Source organism: Neorhizobium sp. CSC1952, from assembly GCF_030378245.1.
GTDB lineage: Bacteria > Pseudomonadota > Alphaproteobacteria > Rhizobiales > Rhizobiaceae > Neorhizobium > Neorhizobium oryzae_A.
On record NZ_CP128416.1, the window covers coordinates 401,848 to 418,459 of the forward strand.

General features: G+C 63.9%; 16 protein-coding genes. 11 read left to right on the plus strand and 5 right to left on the minus strand.

Features of this window, described 5'->3' with window-relative positions:
- Window positions 1-5 precede the first annotated feature (5 nt).
- Genes QTA58_RS02110 through QTA58_RS02120 form a run of 3 tightly spaced genes read left to right on the plus strand, consistent with a single transcriptional unit; the run spans window position 6 to window position 4,072 of the window.
- Window positions 6-1,025 (plus strand): glycosyltransferase family 2 protein, encoded by a 1,020-nt coding sequence (locus QTA58_RS02110; protein ID WP_289671534.1) that lies wholly within the window; start codon window positions 6-8, stop codon window positions 1,023-1,025.
- The gene (locus QTA58_RS02115; protein WP_289671535.1) at window positions 1,000-2,514 is read left to right on the plus strand and encodes a glycosyltransferase family 39 protein; all 1,515 of its coding nucleotides are present in this window, start codon (window positions 1,000-1,002) and stop codon (window positions 2,512-2,514) included. The genes QTA58_RS02110 and QTA58_RS02115 overlap by 26 nt, the downstream gene beginning before the upstream one ends.
- Window positions 2,515-2,548: 34 nt before the next feature.
- Complete coding sequence (locus QTA58_RS02120; RefSeq protein ID WP_289671536.1) at window positions 2,549-4,072, plus strand: glycosyltransferase family 39 protein; 1,524 nt, start codon at window positions 2,549-2,551, stop codon at window positions 4,070-4,072.
- Between the two features lie 3 nt (window positions 4,073-4,075).
- Here QTA58_RS02120 and QTA58_RS02125 read toward each other — a convergent pair whose 3' ends face one another.
- Window positions 4,076-5,443, minus strand: a complete 1,368-nt coding sequence (locus QTA58_RS02125) for an aspartate aminotransferase family protein (protein WP_289671537.1) — start codon at window positions 5,441-5,443, stop codon at window positions 4,076-4,078.
- A 76-nt stretch (window positions 5,444-5,519) separates the two neighbouring features.
- Between QTA58_RS02125 and QTA58_RS02130 the strand changes: the two genes are divergently transcribed.
- Both QTA58_RS02130 and QTA58_RS02135 read left to right on the plus strand, forming a co-directional pair.
- Window positions 5,520-6,869 carry a glutamine synthetase family protein gene (locus QTA58_RS02130; protein ID WP_289671538.1) on the plus strand — a complete coding sequence of 450 codons (1,350 nt, stop codon included), beginning with the start codon at window positions 5,520-5,522 and terminating at the stop codon, window positions 6,867-6,869.
- 99 nt (window positions 6,870-6,968) lie between these two features.
- Complete coding sequence (locus QTA58_RS02135) at window positions 6,969-7,712, plus strand: GGDEF domain-containing protein (protein ID WP_085422803.1); 744 nt, start codon at window positions 6,969-6,971, stop codon at window positions 7,710-7,712.
- 32 nt (window positions 7,713-7,744) lie between these two features.
- On the opposite strand, the gene QTA58_RS02140 is transcribed toward QTA58_RS02135, so the two are convergent.
- The gene (locus tag QTA58_RS02140; RefSeq protein WP_289671539.1) at window positions 7,745-8,683 is read right to left on the minus strand and encodes a diacylglycerol kinase family protein; all 939 of its coding nucleotides are present in this window, start codon (window positions 8,681-8,683) and stop codon (window positions 7,745-7,747) included.
- A gap of 255 nt (window positions 8,684-8,938) precedes the next feature.
- Here QTA58_RS02140 and QTA58_RS02145 point away from each other — a divergent pair, with 255 nt between their 5' ends.
- Window positions 8,939-10,180 carry an MFS transporter gene (locus QTA58_RS02145; RefSeq protein WP_289671540.1) on the plus strand — a complete coding sequence of 414 codons (1,242 nt, stop codon included), beginning with the start codon at window positions 8,939-8,941 and terminating at the stop codon, window positions 10,178-10,180.
- Window positions 10,181-10,183: 3 nt separating this feature from the next.
- Here QTA58_RS02145 and QTA58_RS02150 read toward each other — a convergent pair whose 3' ends face one another.
- Window positions 10,184-10,579 (minus strand): helix-turn-helix domain-containing protein, encoded by a 396-nt coding sequence (locus QTA58_RS02150; protein ID WP_085422801.1) that lies wholly within the window; start codon window positions 10,577-10,579, stop codon window positions 10,184-10,186.
- Window positions 10,580-10,705: 126 nt separating this feature from the next.
- Between QTA58_RS02150 and QTA58_RS02155 the strand changes: the two genes are divergently transcribed.
- On the plus strand, window positions 10,706-11,722 hold the full coding sequence (locus QTA58_RS02155) for a zinc-binding alcohol dehydrogenase family protein (RefSeq protein ID WP_289671541.1): 1,017 nt from the start codon (window positions 10,706-10,708) through the stop codon (window positions 11,720-11,722).
- 121 nt (window positions 11,723-11,843) lie between these two features.
- Window positions 11,844-12,260, plus strand: coding sequence for a DoxX family protein (locus QTA58_RS02160; RefSeq protein ID WP_085422799.1), 417 nt, complete (start codon window positions 11,844-11,846; stop codon window positions 12,258-12,260).
- 30 nt (window positions 12,261-12,290) lie between these two features.
- Here QTA58_RS02160 and QTA58_RS02165 read toward each other — a convergent pair whose 3' ends face one another.
- Window positions 12,291-12,908: a L,D-transpeptidase gene (locus tag QTA58_RS02165; RefSeq protein ID WP_085422798.1), complete on the minus strand. Its 618-nt coding sequence runs from the start codon at window positions 12,906-12,908 to the stop codon at window positions 12,291-12,293.
- A gap of 204 nt (window positions 12,909-13,112) precedes the next feature.
- On the opposite strand from QTA58_RS02165, the gene QTA58_RS02170 reads away from it, so the two are divergent.
- On the plus strand, window positions 13,113-13,316 hold the full coding sequence (locus QTA58_RS02170; protein WP_341850286.1) for a type II toxin-antitoxin system VapB family antitoxin: 204 nt from the start codon (window positions 13,113-13,115) through the stop codon (window positions 13,314-13,316).
- Window positions 13,317-13,431: 115 nt separating this feature from the next.
- On the opposite strand, the gene QTA58_RS02175 is transcribed toward QTA58_RS02170, so the two are convergent.
- Window positions 13,432-15,093, minus strand: a complete 1,662-nt coding sequence (locus QTA58_RS02175) for an electron transfer flavoprotein-ubiquinone oxidoreductase (RefSeq protein ID WP_289671542.1) — start codon at window positions 15,091-15,093, stop codon at window positions 13,432-13,434.
- A 259-nt stretch (window positions 15,094-15,352) separates the two neighbouring features.
- Here QTA58_RS02175 and QTA58_RS02180 point away from each other — a divergent pair, with 259 nt between their 5' ends.
- Together QTA58_RS02180 and QTA58_RS02185 are read left to right on the plus strand one after the other, a co-directional pair.
- Window positions 15,353-16,156, plus strand: coding sequence for an SDR family oxidoreductase (locus tag QTA58_RS02180; RefSeq protein ID WP_289671543.1), 804 nt, complete (start codon window positions 15,353-15,355; stop codon window positions 16,154-16,156).
- 106 nt (window positions 16,157-16,262) lie between these two features.
- A complete protein-coding gene (locus QTA58_RS02185; RefSeq protein WP_289671544.1) occupies window positions 16,263-16,595 on the plus strand; it encodes a hypothetical protein in 333 nt (110 codons plus the stop codon).
- Window positions 16,596-16,612 lie beyond the last annotated feature (17 nt).

A 16,612-nucleotide genomic window follows, 5' to 3' on the forward strand; every position in this document is an offset into this window, starting at 1 on the left:
ACAAGGTGCGTACAACCGCAGAGTCGGTCACAAGCCGCATCGAGGCGGCCGAACCGATCGAACTGTCCCTCGTCGTGCCGCTCTTCAACGAAGAAGAAAGCGTCGGCCCGCTCATCGAGCGGATCTGCTCGGCAATGGCCAATTATCCGGCGACCTGGGAACTCATCCTCGTCGACGACGGCAGCACGGATGCGACGATCGCCAATGCAAGACGCGCGCTCGACCGCCCCGGTCTCGATCTCAAGATCGTCGCGCTGCAGCGCAATTTCGGCCAGACGGCCGCCATGCAGGCCGGCATCAACCAGGCACAGGGCCGCCTGATCGCGACGCTCGACGGCGACCTGCAGAACGATCCGAGCGACATTCCGACCATGGTCGCGGAACTGGAGCGGCGCGAGCTCGACCTGCTCGTCGGCTGGCGCAAGAACCGCCAGGACGGGCTCATCCTCCGAAAAGTGCCGTCCTGGATCGCCAACCGGCTGATCGGCCGCATCACCGGCGTGCGCCTCCACGATTACGGCTGCAGCCTGAAAATCTATCGCGGCTCGGTCATCAAGCAGGTGAAGCTGATGGGCGAGATGCACCGCTTCATTCCGGCCTGGGTGGCCGGCGTGGTGCCGAGTTCGCGGATCGGCGAAATGCCGGTGACGCATCACGCGCGCCAGCACGGCGTCTCCAAATACGGCATTTCCCGCACTTTCCGGGTGATCCTCGACCTCCTGTCGGTGATGTTCTTCATGCGCTTCAAGGCGCGGCCGGGGCACTTCTTCGGCTCGCTCGGGCTCGGCCTCGGCGCGCTGTCGGCGGTCATCCTCGCCTATCTCTTCGTCGACAAGTTCATCATGGGCAACGACATCGGCACAAGGCCGCTCTTCATGATCGGCGTCATGCTGTTCCTGTCGGCGGTGCAGATGATCACCACGGGCATCGTCGCCGAAATGATCGCCCGAACCTATTATCGCGAAGACACGGCACTCAGCTACATTGTCAGGGAAGTCTATGAGGGCGATCAGGCGCATCAGTGACGCGCTCGCCCGCCGGCCCGACCTCGTCCTCTGGCTGATCGCGGCATATTACGCGATCGCCGTCATCCTGAGGATGCTGCGTTCGGAGGCGCTTCAGAGCGACGAGTCGGAGCAGCTTTTCCAGTCGCAGTTCCTGCTGATGGGATACGGACGGCAGCCGCCCTTCTACAATTGGCTGCAATACGGCGTCATCCAGCTCATCGGCCCGTCGATCTTCGCGATCTCGCTCGTCAAGAACCTGCTGCTCTTTCTCTGCTGCGTCGTCTACGGGCTGGCGGCGCGGATCGTGCTGAAGGACCGGCGGCTCCCGGCGATCGCCATGCTCGGGGTGATCGCCATGCCGGCGGTGAGCGTCCTTTCCCAGCGGGATCTCACCCATGCGGTCGCCACGCTGTTCGCCGTCGCGCTGTTCACCTATGCCTTCTTCCGGACGCTGACGCGGCCGAGCCTGTGGAGCTACGTGCTGACCGGCCTTGCGGTCGGCATCGGGCTCATCGCCAAGTATAATTTCGTCATCGTGCCCGTGGCGGCGATCCTCACCATCCTGCCGGAACCGGACCTGCGCAAGCGCATCTTCGACTGGCGGCTGATTCCGGCGCTACTGGTCGCCGCCGCCATCTGCCTGCCGCACGGGCTCTGGGTGCTTGGCAACCTGACGGAGGCGACGGCGGGCACGATCAAGGCAATGCGCCGGGATGCCTCGGGCAATGTCGTCCTCGACGGACTTTCCGGCATCGGCACGCTGGTTGCGGCCGCCCTCAACGGCGGACTTCCCGTCCTCGGCTTCTTCCTTCTCGCCTTCCGCCGCACGCTCGTCCACGCCTGGCGGGCCGAGAACCAATGGACGCGGGTCACCGGCCGCATGATCCTCCTCTGCCTGGTCGGGGTCGGCATCATCGGGCTCGGCTTCGGCGCCACCAGTATCAGCCAGAAATGGCTCTCGCCGTTTCTCCTGCTTCTGCCGCTCTATCTCTGCCTGAAGCTCGATGCCGCCGGCGCCGACACGAGCCGCAGCGTGCCGCGGCTCTTCTTTCCCGTCGCGGCCCTGGCGCTCGGGTTCGTGCTCTATCTCGCCGTTGCCAACGTGATAGGCCCGCGCTTCGGCGACTACGGAAAGGAAAACCTTCCGGCCGGCCCTTTCATCAGGCAGGTTCTGGCCGAACGGCCGGGCGCGAACCCCGCCTATGTGATCGCCTCCGATCAGTTCCTCGCTGCCATCGCGCGGCTGGAGCTGCCGGATGCGCGCGTTCTGCTGCCGACCTTTGAGCAGACGCCGCCCCTTGGCGAGGCGGACAGGGCCCGGCCGGGGCTGGTCATCTGGTCGGCGCCGGAAAATGCCGAGGTTCTGGCCTTGCTCAAGGCTTATGCCGCCGAACAGGGAATTCCGCCGGACGGTCTTGCGCCCCGGACGATGTCCGTGCCTTATCTTTTTTCCGGTGGACGACACAACGTGCTCTTCGGCTATGCCTGGGTGAATGGAACGCCTTGACCGAGGAAGCCCAATCTCATTGCGGAGAGAACAGGTGCGGCTAGACAACGCGGAGACGGCAAAAGACGCTACGGCTTCCGGCCGCCACGTCCTGCTGATCGTGCTGGCAGTCTATTTCGCCGTGAACGTCATCCTCCGGATGATGCTGCCGCATTCTCTGGAGCTGGACGAAGCCGAACAGAGCTATTTCTCCCAATGGCTGCTGGCGGGATACAGTTCGCAGCCGCCGTTCTACAATTGGCTGCAATATGGCACCGTGCAGATTTTCGGCCTGTCGCTCGCAACGCTCTCGCTGCTCAAGAACCTGCTGCTCTTCGGGTCCTATCTCTTCTACTGGCTGGCGGCGCGCCAGATCCTGCGCGACAGGCAGCTTGCCGTCGTCGCAGCCCTCGGCCTGCTGACCATCCCGCAAGTCGCGTTCGAGGCGCAACGCGATCTCAGCCACACCGTCGCAACCATCTTCGCCGCCTCGCTGTTTCTCTATGCCCTCTTTAAGGCGCTCAACCGGCCTTCGATCGGCTCCTTCCTCCTGCTCGGTATCGCGACCGGCATCGGCGGGATCGCCAAATACAATTTCATCGTGCTGCCGGCCGCAGCCTTCCTGGCTCTCGCGAGCGACCCGGACCGGCGACGGCGCCTGCTCGACTGGCGGCTCCTGATCGCGGGCGCGGTGGCGCTCCTCATCGTCCTGCCGCACGCGCTCTGGCTCACCGAGCATTTCGGGGTGACCAGCAGCCATACGATGCGCAAGCTGTTGGGCGACGACATCAATTTCATCCTGGCGATCTTCGAAGGCCTCGGTTCGCTTGCGCTTGCCGTGCTGGGCTTCGGCGCGCTGACGGTGATCATCTTCGCCGCGGTCTATCGCGAACGGTTGCGCGACGTGATCCGGGCCCGAAACGACCGGACGCGGCTCGTCGGCCGGATCCTGCTCTTCTCGCTCGGCTTCATCGTCCTGCTGATCCTTTTCGCGGGCGTCGAGAGGGTGCGGGACCGGTGGCTGACGCCGATCCTCCTCGTGCTGCCGCTTTATCTGACGGTGAAGGTCGACGCTGCGGCGATCGAGCTGCAGCCGGGCCTGAAGCGGATGTGGGGCGTGGCGCTCGTCATCATGGTGCTGATCCCGTCGATCCTCTTCGGCCGCTTCGCCGCCGCCCCGATCACGGGGAAGTATCAATATTCCCATCATCCCTTTCAGGCATTTTCGGACGAAATCCGGCCGCTCACTGCTTCCGTGCCGACCCTGATCGTCGCCTCCGATGGGCAACTCGCCGGAAACCTGCGGTTCAATCTGCCCTCGACCCCGGTCAGGACGACCTCCACGCCCACAGATATCCACGCGCTGCCGATGCCGCCCCACCGGCGCATCCTGTTCGTCTGGCGGAATTCCGACGGCAGCGTGCCCTCCGGCTTCCCGGAGAAATTCACGCAATATCTGCAGGAGCGCGGCATCGCCGGCAGTGTGCCGCAGGCCCGGATCACCGCTCTTCCCTACAATTACGGGCAGCCGGACGACCGGTACCGGTTCGCCTATGCCCTGGTCGAGATTACGCCGTAAGCTCTACTCCCTCATGGTGTCGCGCAGGTGGTCGAGCGCCTTGCGGAGCTTTTCGACCACCTCGTCGACCTCCGCGCGGCTGATGGTCAGGGCCGGCGAAGCGAGCATGCGATCGGCCGTCGCGCGCATGACGAGGCCGTTTTCGAGGCAGTGATTGCGCACCAGGATCCCGGCATCGTCGGGTTTCGCATAGCGGCGGCGGGTCGCCTTGTCAGGGCTAAGCTGCAGGCCTCCCATCAGGCCGACGCTTTCGGCCTCGCCGACCACCGCGTGATCCTCGAGGCTCTTCCAGGCTTTTGCGAAATAGGGGCCGATATCGTCGCGCACCCGCTCCACCAGCCCTTCCTCCTCGATGATGCGGATGTTTTCAAGTGCGGCAGCGGCCGACACCGGATGACCGGAATAGGTGAAGCCGTGATAGAAGTCGCCGAGCTCGCCCACCATGACATCGGCGACGCGATCGGACACCAGCACGCCGCCGATCGGCAGGTAGCCGGAGGAGAGGCCCTTGGCGATCGGCGCCAGATCCGGCTCGACGCCGTAATGCTGGTGGCCGAACCACTCGCCCAACCGCCCGAAACCGCAGATCACCTCGTCCACCACGAGCAGGATGTTCTTCGCCTTGCAGATGCGGGCGATCTCCGGCCAATAGGTCTCCGGCGGGATGATCACGCCCCCTGCCCCCTGGATCGGCTCGGCGACGAAGGCGGCGACACGGTCGTCGCCGAGCTCCTCGATCTTCGCCTCCAGTTCGCGGGCGGCCTTGAGGCCGAATTCGGAGGGTGAGAGATCGCCGCCCTCCGCATACCAATAGGGCTGGCCGATATGGTGGATGCCTTCGATCGGCAGGTTGCCCTGCTCGTGCATGAGCTTCATGCCGCCGAGCGAGGCGCCGGCGACTGTCGAGCCGTGGTAGCCGTTCCTGCGGGCGATGACCTCAGTCTTCCCAGGCTTGCCCAGCGCCTTCCAATAGACCCGCGCCATGCGGAACCAGGTATCGGTCGCCTCCGAGCCGGAATTGGTGAAGAAGACGCGCTTCAGCCTGTCGCCCGCGTGCGAGGCGATCTTCTGGGCGAGCAGCGTCGCGGGCGGCGTCGTGGTGCCGAAGAAGCTGTTGTAATAGGGCAGTTCCTGCATCTGCCGGTAGGCGGCTTCCGCGATCGACTTGCGGCCGTAGCCGACATTGACGCACCACAGCCCGGCAAAGGCATCGAGATATTTCCTGCCGGCCGAATCGTAGATGAAGACGCCTTCGGCCCGTTCGATGATGCGCGTGCCTCTGGCGTTCAGTTCCTTCATGTCCGAAAACGGATGCAGGTGATGGGCGGCGTCGATCGCGGCGAGATTGGAAAGGGCGGGCTTGTCGTTCATGGTTTCGGCCTCTGATTGTGCCACCGATTCTTATCGGCTACGAACGAGGTTCCGCAACCCTTCAGAAGACTTGCCGATGGCCGCCCCCACGTCCGCAGAGAAGACCGCCCCGCCCTATATCGAAATCCTGCTCGTCGGCATGAACGGCGACCTGCGCGGCAAGCGCATCCCCCTAGACAAGGAGAAGAAGGTCTGGGACGGCGCCGTGCGACTGCCCACCTCCACGCAATCGCTCGACATCTGGGGCGACGACAACGACGATATCACCGGGCTTTCCCTGACGATCGGCGATCCGGACGGGGTCTGCATTCCCGACAGGCGCAGCCTTGCGCCGATGCCCTGGGCGCCGGCGGGATCGAGCCAGGTGCTTTCCACCATGCACGAGCTCACCGGCGAGCCGAGTTTCATGGACCCGCGCGGCATCCTTGCCGCCATGCTGAAGCGCTACGAGGAGCGCGGATTGACGCCGGTGGTGGCGACCGAGCTCGAATTCTACGTGATGCAGGACGATTGGCGCGAAACCGGAAAACCGCGTCCGCCGGAACGGCTGACGTATCGCGGCGAGCCGAACGGTTTCCAGCTCTACGACATGAGCGCCGTCGACGCGCTCGACGATTACCTGCAGACCGTGCGGGCCTGGGCGAGCGCGCAGGGCCTGCCGGCGGATGCGACGGCCGCCGAATTCGGCCCCGGCCAGTTCGAGATCAACCTGCTTCACCGGGCCGATGCGCTGGCGGCTGCGGACGACTGCATCTACCTCAAGCGCATCGCCGAGCAGGCCGCCAGAAAACACGGCCTCAAATCCACCTGCATGGCGAAACCCTATGCCGACCAGGCGGGTTCCGGCCTGCATGTGCATGCGAGCGTCGTCGACCGCAACGGCGACAACGTGCTCGATGCGAAGGGCGGCGATCCGGCGCGGCTCAAATCCGTCTCGGCCGGGCTGTTGAACACGATGCGCGACGCGCAGCTGATCTTCGCGCCTTTCGCCAATTCCTACCGCCGCTTTCAGCCCGGCTCCTTCGCGCCGGTCGACATCGACTGGGGTTTCGGCCATCGCGGCACGGCGGTGCGGATCCCCGATGCCCATGGACCTGCCGCCCGTATCGAGCATCGCGTCGCCGGGGCGGACGCCAATCCCTACCTGCTCCTGACCGCCATCCTCGGCGGCATGCTCCTGGGCCTCGACGGGACGCTGGATCCCGGCCCCGCAACCGAGCCCGGAGCGGCGGCGCCGGAAGGCGCAAGGAAGCTGACGCATGATTTCCTGACCGCGGTCGAGGACTTTGCCGCCTCGCCCTTCATCAGGGATGTCTTCGGGGAACGCTACCAGAAGCTCTATGGCGACACGAAGCGCAAGGAGGCGATCACCTATCTTCGCACGGTCAGCGATTTCGACTACCGGACCTATCTGCCCAGAATCTGACGGTTCGCCAACCGGATAACCGTTGATGTTTAAGATACTTCTTCAGCCTATCTTAAATCCGGGAGGCTAGTGGATACCTGATATCTTTTGGCACCTTTGATGCGTATTGTTCTCGCCAAGTCACTTCTGACGGGCCTGTTCTCCCTGCTGGCTTCGCTGGCCATCTCCTTCACCTTCGTTCCCATGCTCGGCGGACAGGTGGCCGGGGCCGGACTGGTCATGACCATCGTCTGCCCGCTTGCCATCTCCATTCCGGCTTCGGCCGTGCATTTCTGGCAGGCGGAAAGGATCAAGCGCGCGGAGGCGACGGCCTCGGACGCGCTACGCAAGCTGGCGATCGCCTATGAAGAGCTCCGCCTGCAATCCCGCCGGGACAGCCTGACCGGCATATTGAACCGGGGCGCCTTTATGGAGGAGCTGGAGGCTTTCAGCCGCGAGGGCGTGACCGGAACGCTGATCTTCCTCGACCTCGACCATTTCAAGTCGATCAACGACCGCTACGGCCATGCGACAGGCGACGAGGCGCTCCGCCGGACGGGGCAGATGCTCGCCACCTATCGGGGGCGGTTCGACATAGCGGGCCGTCTCGGGGGCGAAGAGTTCGCCCTCTTTCAAGGCGGCCTGGCGATCGATGAAATGACGGGACGATGCGAGGAGGTCCGCAGGCTTATCGAGCATATGGATCTGCGTTCCCCCTTCGGCGCGGCCGTCCCGGTGTCGGCAAGCATAGGCGCCTTTCACTGCACCACGGGCTTCGATCCTCACGAAAGCCTCAGGGCGGCCGACGCCAATCTTTACGAGGCCAAGGCCGGCGGCCGGAATCGGGTCGTCTCGTCCACCTGAAGGAAAGGCCGCATGGTCATCGGCATCAGGGCTCAGATTCCGCTGCCGTCCTGCTCGACTTCCTCCCGCTGCTGCGGCTCGTTGACCAGCACCTTCAACTCTCCGGCATGGACCTTCAAGAGCACGTCGCGGTCCATCGGCAGGAGCTCGCCGTCGATGACGCAGCGGATATCGTGCCGCTCGCGCGGGAAATGCAGTTCGACCTCGGTCGCCGTCATGGCCGTGACGGAGGGATTTTCCTTCAGCCGGCCGCGCAGGATGTCAAACGCCAGTTTCGCCACCCCCGCAGGCTTCAAAGGATCGGCGATATAGAAGCCGAGATGGCCGCGGGTGAGACTGTCCGCATACATCAAGGGATCGGGGCCGAACTCGTTGTTGGAGACGGAGATCGCCGAAACCTTGCGATGCCCGACCTTGCCCTCGGCCTTGAACTCCACCTCGAATTCCGGCGGATTGAACATCACGCCGATCGCCGCCCGCGTGCTTGCGCGGATCTTTCCCAGCCGCGAGGCGAAGGTCATCGAATTGCGGTACCGGACCAGGCGGGCGTGCATACCGGCGGAGAACTGGTGCACGAAGCTTCTGCCGTTGGCGCTGGCTATGTCGATATTCTCCGGGGTGGCGACCGCCAGCGCATCGAGCACCTGCCAGATGTCGAGCGGCAGCTTCAGGGAACGGGCAAAGAGGTTCATCGTGCCGGCCGGCACGACGCCCAGCGCAATGCCGCTTTTCCAGGCGATGCCCGCCGCGGCGGAAATCGTGCCGTCGCCGCCGCCGGCGACGAGGCCCTCGACACCGCTCGCGGCAGCACCCTTCTCCATGGTCGCCACCACCTGATCGCCGGAGACCACGTGGCATTCGATCTGATGTCCTTGAGACTCGAACGCCTCGACGGCGCGGGCGCAATAAGCATCCATGTCGGTGGTTCTGAAGGTCCCGCCATCGCGGTTGAAAACGGCAAACAGGTTCATCGCATAAGGCTCTGCGCGGGGATCGGCGCGGGACAACGGTTCATCTGAGAAATGGTTGCGGCCGACGGTTTTATCAACACCGCTCCGGCCGCGCGGGTCTGCGCACACAATCCCGTGAAGTGAGCAAGGGGCCTACCGCGATGCACAACGACATGCTAATCTTCCATTCAGGTCATTTCGATGGCCGCTCACCTCCAGAGCGGGTGGATGTCTCCCACATCTTACCCGCATCTTTTTTTCTGCTGATTCAACATCATGACCGATTCCGCCGCTCCCTTCGATTCCGCACGCGACCGTTCGGAACCGCAAGTCCTCGAAAGTGCTCCCGCCCTCTCCCGGCTCGCCGTCATTCTCATAGAGATCGCTCTCGCGGTCGGCGGCTTCGGCATAGGCACCGGCGAATTCGCGATCATGGGCCTGCTTCCGGACGTGGCATCGACCTATGACGTCAGCATTCCGATGGCGGGATACGTCATCAGCGCCTATGCGCTCGGCGTCGTGGTGGGAGCGCCGATCATCGCGGTGCTTTCGGCGCGCCTGCCGCGCCGGACCCTGCTTCTCTGCCTGATGGGCCTCTTCGCGGTCGGCAATATCCTGAGCGCCATCGCTCCGGATTTCTGGAGCTTCACCATCCTGCGCTTCATCACCGGCCTGCCGCATGGCGCTTATTTCGGCGTGGCGGCGCTGGTCGCCGCGTCCATGGTGCCGCTCGACAAGCGTGCCCGGGCCGTCGGCCGCGTCATGCTGGGGCTGACCGTCGCGACGCTCATCGGCACGCCGATCGCCACCTTCATGGGCCAGATGCTCAACTGGCGCGCCGCCTTCTTCCTGGTCGGCGGCATCGGCGCCGTCACCGTGGCGCTCCTCTGGTATTTCCAGCCGCGCGACAAGGTGCAGGAAGGGGCGAGCATCCGGCGCGAGCTCGGCGCCTTCGGCCGCGCGCAGGTGTGGCTGACGCTCGGGATCGCCGCCGTCGGCTTCGGCGGCATGTTCTCGGTCTTCAGCTATATCGCCTCGACCACGACGGTGACGGCGGGGATGCCGGTGACCATGGTCTCGATCGTGCTGGCGCTGTTCGGCATCGGCATGAATGTCGGCAACATCCTGGGCTCGCGCCTGGCGGACGTATCGCTGAAGGGCACGATCGGCGGCGTGATGGTGTTCAACATCGTCGTCATGGGCGTCTTCGGGCTCTTCGCGCAGTATCCGGTCGTGCTCGGCATCTGCGTCTTCCTGATCGGCTGCGGATTCGCCGCCGGCCCTGCCCTGCAGACCCGCCTGATGGACGTCGCGGCGGACGCGCAGACGCTCGCCGCTGCCTCGAACCATTCGGCCTTCAACATCGCCAACGCGCTCGGCGCCTGGCTCGGCGGCCTGGTGATCACCTGGGGTTGGGGTTTTGCGGCCACCGGCTATGTCGGATCGTTCCTGTCGCTGCTGGGGCTCGGCGTCTTCTTCGCCTCTGTCCTGCTCGAGAAGAAACGCGGGACCGCCTGACGGTCAGGCCGCTTTCGAGGCGGCCTTCCCTTCGGGCATGACCACGTATTTGCTGCCGTTCTCGCAGACGACGTGCTCCTTGCCCCATATGCGCAGCGCCTCGACGACCGGTGCCAGGCTCAAACCCAGCGGCGTCAGCTTGTAATCGACGCGCGGCGGCACAACCGGAAACACGGTGCGCTCCACCAGCCCCGCCTCTTCCAGCTCCCTGAGCTGCTTCGTCAGCATGCGCTGGGTCACCGACGGTATGCGGCGGCGAAGCTCGTTGAAGCGCAGGGTCCCCTCCTGGAGCAAGTGATAGAGGATCACACCCTTCCATTTTCCGTCGAGGAAGCTCAGCGTCGATTCTACCGGACAGCCGGGAAAATTGCCGGTCAGCTTGGCGCGCGGTTTCGACATGGGCGGCGTCCTTTCACGGTATACTTTTCGACACTATAGGCCAAAAATGTGCATTCTTGCGCTCGTGGAACATACGCGCCATCTAGTCTCCACGCAACGCAGACAACAGGAACCAAGGAGACATCCATGCGCGCCGTCGGCTTCAACACGCCCCAGCCCATCAGTGCCGAAACCTCGCTGATCGATATCGAGCTCTCCGTTCCGGAGGCAAAGGGGCGCGACCTGCTCGTCGAGATCAAGGCGGTCTCCGTCAACCCGGTCGACACCAAGGTGCGCGCCTCGGCCCCGGTCGAACCCGGCCAGCACCGCATCCTCGGCTATGATGCGGCCGGCGTGGTGAAGGCCGCCGGCCCGGACGTCAAGCTCTTCAAGCCGGGCGACGAGGTCTATTACGCCGGCGCGATCAACCGGCCGGGGACCAATGCGGAATTCCATCTGGTCGACGAGCGGATCGTGGGCTTCAAGCCGAAAAGCCTGAGCTTCGAAGAGGCCGCCGCCCTGCCGCTGACGGCGATCACCGCCTACGAGACGCTGTTCCACCGCATGAAGGTGCAGGACAAGGTGGCCGGCGCGTGGAATGCCGTGCTCGTCATCGGCGGCGCGGGCGGCGTCGGCTCGATCGCCATCCAGCTGCTCCGCGAGCTTTCCGACGTTACCGTGATAGGCACCGGTTCACGGCCGGAAACGCAAGCCTGGATCCGGGAACTCGGCGCCCATCACGTCATCGACCATTCGAAGCCGATGGCGAAGCAGCTCGCCGAAATGGCGATCGGCAATCCCGCCTTCGTCTTCTCCACGACCGAGACGGAGCAGCATGTCGACGATATCCTCGAACTGATCGCTCCGCAGGGCCGTTTCGCGCTGATCGACGATCCGAAGGCGCCGATGGATCTGCGCCCGTTCAAGCGCAAGGCACTCTCGATCCATTGGGAAATGATGTTCGCCCGGCCCGTCTGGCAGACCGCCGACATGATCGAGCAGCACAAGCTCCTGGACCACGTGGCCGAACTCGTGGATGCGAAGAAAATCCGCACGACGCTGTCGGAGACGCTCGGCGCGATCAACGCCGCGAACCTCAAGAAAGCCCATGCGATGATCGAAAGCGGCCGCACCAGGGGCAAGATCGTGCTCTCCGGCTTCTGACCTCGCCCATGTTGCCGAAAAGCCTCCATTTCGCGAAATGGGTGTATTCGGCTTCGCCGCACCTTATCGATGAACCTGCGGTCCGCTATAGATGGCGGGAGCATCGATAAGGGGGGAGTTCATGGCGAGCGTTCAGACAAACAGTTTCGGGAATCCGGTTTCTGCAATCACGAGCGCGACGTGGTTCGGCTATCTCGCGCGCATCGTCCTCACCTTCATGTTCTGGGGAAGCGGGCTCTCGAAAATCATCGACTTCCAGGCCGGCGTCGGAGAGATGGCGCATTTCGGGCTGGAGCCCGCAGCACTTTTCAACATCGCGACGATCGTCACGCAGCTGGTCGGTTCGGCGCTGATCATCCTCAACCGCTGGACCTGGCTGGGTGCCGGTGCGCTTGCCGTCTTCACCGCGCTCACCATTCCGATCGCCCATAATTTCTGGGCGATGGAGGAACCGTTCAAGACGATCGAGTTTCATGTGGTGATGGAGCACATCACCGTCATCGGCGCGTTGATGGTCGTCGCCTGGAAATCGCGGTGATCACGGGGCTGCCGTCAGGGCGGCCCGACCTCACGCAACCGCCTGGATGACGACCACCCGGGCGCCGACCTTGACGCGCTCGTAAAGGTCGATGACGTCGTGGTTCATCATGCGGATGCAGCCGCTCGACATGGCGAGCCCGATCGATTCCGGCTGGTTGGTGCCGTGAATGCGAAAATGCGTGTCGTTGCCGCCGCGGTAGAGATAGATGGCGCGCGCGCCGAGCGGGTTGTTCGGGCCGCCCGGCAGGCCGCCGGCCAGCTTGCGGTAACGCTCCTCGCGGCGCTGCATGTTGAGCGTCGGGGTCCAGCTCGGCCATTCCGCCTTGCGACCGACATAGGCGTTACCGGCAAGCGCGAGGCCGGCGCGGCCGACACCGACGCCATAGCGGATCGCCCGGCCCTCGCCGAGAACGTAATAGGCGCGGCGGGACGGCGTATCGACGACCACGGTGCCTGCGGGATGCGACGTCGTATAGGCCACTTCCGTGCGGCGTAGTTCCGGCTTGATCTTGTCGATCGGCACTGCCTTCAGCGGAAACTCTTCATGCGGCAGGGCCGCATAATTCGTCTGCGCAGGAATCGTGGAAGCGCAGCCGGCAAGCGCAAGCGGAAGGCCGACCAAAAAGCCGCGACGGGAAATTGACATGAATGCGTCCTTGGTGCGTCAAGAAGATGACGCCGAAATTAGGAAGATTATGGTTAATGAAGTGCTAAGTCGGGCATGCAGGAGTTAATCACGAACGTGTCAGCGGCAGGGTCGTGATGGCGGGCGGGCGCATGGAAAAGTGCATCATCCGATGCTACTTTTGATGCAGCCAAGGGAGATTGGCCATGCGGAACGACCATTACCATCGATGACGAGTTACTCGCGAATGCCAAGGAATTTACCGGCATTACCGAGACCTCTTCGGTCATCAGGAAGGCCCTCATCCTGCTCGTTCAGCACGAGGCGGCGGAGAGATTGATCATGCTTGGCGGCAGCGGACCGGACGTAGAAGCGCCTCCGCGGCGGCGTTGGAATCCGAACGGCACTTGGGACGGTAATCCCGAGTGATCGATACACCTAATGGCATCAGCCAAATTGAAGCCCGGCACATTTCTCTGGACCCCGACAAGCGCCTCGCGCGGATCGCGGCGGCGCTGGGCATAGGCCATTCCGAATAGGCAATTCACATATTCTGATACACCGGTCCTTCGCCGCCCTGCGGCGGCACCCAGTTGATGTTCTGGTTGGGGTCCTTGATGTCGCAGGTCTTGCAGTGGACGCAGTTCTGGGCGTTGATGACGAAGGTCGGTTCGCCGTCCTTCTCCACCCATTCGTAGACGCCCGCCGGACAGTAGCGGGTCGACGGTCCGCCATAGACGTCGAGTTCGGAACGCTTCTGCAGATCCATGTCCTTCACCTGAAGATGGACCGGCTGGTCCTCCTCATGGTTGGTGTTCGACAGGAACACCGAGGAGAGACGGTCGAAGGTCAGGACGCCGTCCGGCTTCGGATAATCGATCTTCCTGTGCTGTGCGGCAGGCTCCAGGCTCGCCGCATCCGTCTTGCCGTGCTTCAGCGTGCCGAAGATCGACAGGCCGAACAGCTGGTTCGTCCACATGTCGAGACCGCCGAGCCCGATGCCGACGAGCGTGCCGAACCGCGACCAGAGCGGCTTGACGTTCCTCACCCGCTTCAGGTCCTTGCCGATCGCCGTCGAGCGCCATCCGGCCTCGATCTCGGCCGGCTCGTCATTGGCGCGGCCGGCGGCAATCGCTTCGGCGATCTTGTCAGCCGCCAGCATGCCGGAAAGCACCGCATTGTGGCTGCCCTTGATGCGCGGCACGTTGACGAGACCGGCCGAGCAGCCGATCAGCGCGCCGCCGGGGAAGGACATTTTCGGCACCGACTGGTACCCGCCCTCGGTGATGGCGCGGGCGCCGTAGGACAGCCGCTTGCCCCCTTCGAACGTGCCGCGGATCGAAGGATGCGTCTTGAAGCGCTGGAATTCCTCGAACGGGTAGAGCCAGGGGTTCTTGTAGTTCAGGTGCACCACGAAGCCGACGGCGACGAGATTGTCCTCCAGGTGATAGAGGAAGGAGCCGCCGCCGGTCGACAAGCCCAGCGGCCAGCCGAAGGAGTGCTGCACCAGGCCGGGCTTGTGGTTCTCCGGCTTCACCTGCCAGAGTTCCTTCAGGCCGATACCGTATTTCTGGGGCTCGCGATCCTCCTGCAGCCCGAAGCGCAGGATCAGCTGCTTTGCGAGCGAACCGCGCACGCCCTCGCCGATCAGCACGTATTTGCCCAGCAGCGCCATGCCGCGCGTGAAGTTCGGGCCGGGCTCGCCATTGCGCTCTATGCCCATGTCGCCGGTCGCCACCCCGATCACGGCACCCTGTTCATTGTAGAGCACGTCGGTCGCGGCAAAGCCCGGATAGATCTCGACGCCGAGCGCTTCGGCCTTTTCGGCCAGCCAGCGACAGACGTTTCCGAGCGAGACGATGTAATTGCCGTGATTGTTCATCAGGGGCGGCATCATGACGTTCGGCAGGCGGACCGAGCCGGCAGGGCCTAAAAACAGGAACTGGTCGTCGGTGACAGGCGTCTTGAAGGGATGGCCCTCCTCTTCGCGCCAGCCGGGCAGCAGCGCGTCGATGCCGACCGGATCGACCACCGCGCCCGAGAGGATATGGGCGCCGACCTCAGACCCCTTTTCGAGCACGACCACGGTCAAATCCGGATTGACCTGCTTCAGCCGGATCGCCGCAGACAGGCCCGCCGGCCCAGCGCCCACGATCACAACGTCGAATTCCATGCTCTCCCGTTCGGGAAGGTCCTGTTCGTTCATCTCAAACTCCGCTCGCCGGCCCCTCCCGGCTATTATTCAGGCGACCTGTCTTGGCAAAAGCCATTCCACTTGTCGAGGCGGGAAAACGTCTTCCGCCTTGCCATTCGCGCAAAACGGTTTTCCGTTCCCTCATATTACTTTTACGTTCACGTCAATTATAGAAGCCGAACCGGAGAAAGCAAGTTCGGCCTTTCGCCCCGGTCTGCCGCTGTTATAAAGGCGAAACACCGATGACAGGAATAAAGGAAGGAACAGCATCATGGATCTCGGCATCACCGGCAAACGCGCACTCGTGCTCGCCTCGTCGCGCGGCCTCGGCCTCGGCATCGCCAAGGCTCTCGCGGCGGAAGGAGCCAACGTTCTCCTCGTCGGCCGTTCGGGCGACCGCCTGGCGGAAAACTGCAAGGCGATCAATGCGGAAGGCCAAGGAAAGGCTAATGGAGGCAAGGCCGACTGGGTGTGGGGTGATCTCGCCGACGACAATTTCGTCGAGGCCATGGTCGATGCCGTCAAGGAAAAGCTCGGCGGCATCGATATCCTCGTCAACAATACCGGCGGCCCGACGCCCGGCACGACCGAGGACATGACCGCCGACAAGCTCGACAGTTTCTTCCAGTCCATGGTGCTGCGCGTCATCGGCCTCACCAATGCCCTCCTGCCGCAGATGAAGCAGCAAGGGTGGGGCCGCATCCTGACCGTCGCCTCGTCGGGCGTGGTCGAGCCGATCACCAATCTTGCGCTTTCCAACACGCTGCGCTCGGCGCTGGTCGGCTGGAACAAGACGCTCGCCGCGGAAGTGGCCGGCTTCGGCATCACCGCCAACATGCTGCTGCCCGGCCGCATCCACACCGACCGTATCGACGAACTCGACGGGGCGAACGCCAAGCGCAACGGCAAATCGCTCGAAGAGATCCGCACCGCCTCGCTGAAAACCATCCCCGCAGGGCGGCTCGGCAAGGTGGAGGAGTTCGCGGCCGCGGGCGCCTTCCTCTGCTCGGCCCCTGCAAGCTATGTCACCGGCACGATGCTGCGGGTCGACGGCGGAGCCTCGCGCTCGATCTGAATTCCCGCCGCTAAACATCGATTCAAATTGAGCGATCGCCGTTGGCGGTCTCTCAAGGCGCCTGTCATAAAAGGTAAGCCGGCCCTCTCCATCAAGGATCGCCGGCATGATCGAAAGCATTTCCGGGGCCGCCGAGGATTCCGCCCCGGACATTTCCTCCTCCGCGCCGCCCGCACCGGTTTCCGCCGCCGCGGCGATCGCGGAGATGCTTGCGATCGAAGACATGCCGGCCAGCGATGACGGCCGCCGGGCGACACGCCCCGCAGTTGCCAAGTCGGCAACCCTCCACGCAAGAGCCCTGGGTGCCGTCGAAGATGCGGTCATCGCCAACCTCCTCGATAACTTCTCGCCTTCGAGCCGCATCGCCGGCTTCGTGCTGTCCGAACACGAGGAACAGGCCTCGAGGCCGCTGATCGCGCGCTATTACGAAGACGTCTGAGCCGCGCCCAAATCACG